Annotated in this window: 1 pseudogene; it reads left to right on the forward strand. The window is 60.7% G+C overall.

The annotated features are described in order from the left end of the window. A pseudogene (locus IE188_RS16725) lies at positions 1-560 on the forward strand (helix-turn-helix domain-containing protein); the annotation flags it as partial.

Below are 560 nucleotides of genomic sequence, written 5' to 3' on the forward strand. Positions count from 1 at the left end.
ACACGGCGCGTGCTGCGACGTCGACCGAGGTCAAGGATCTGCGTCGTGAGGCCCGTGACCTGAAGGAAGTCGTGGCCGAGCAGGCCCTGGAGCTGCGCCTTCTCAAAAAAAGCATGCTCGGGGATGGGGGCGACGACGAATGAGGTATCCCGCCCCTGAGAAACTGGAGATCATCCGGCTGGTTGAGCAGTCCCATCTGCCGACCAAGCGAACGCTGGACAAGCTGGGCATCCCCAGAACCACCTTCTATCGCTGGTATGATCGGTATCTGTCGGGTGGGCCAGAAGCGCTTGAGGATCGCAGCCCCAGGCCGTCACGGGTCTGGAACCGCATTCCCGAGCCGGTGCGCGAGAAGATCAAGGACCTGGCCCTGAAGGAAAGCGATCTGTCGCCGCGCGAGTTGGCAGTGCAGTTCACCGACACAGAAAAGTATTTTGTGTCAGAGGCTTCCGTCTATCGCATCCTCAAGTCTTATGACCTTATCACCAGCCCGGCCTATGTGGTGGTGTCGGCGGCCGACGAGTTCCAGGACAAGACGACGCGACCGAACCAGCTGTGGC

Source organism: Aliiroseovarius zhejiangensis, assembly GCF_014656375.1.
GTDB lineage: Bacteria > Pseudomonadota > Alphaproteobacteria > Rhodobacterales > Rhodobacteraceae > Aliiroseovarius > Aliiroseovarius zhejiangensis.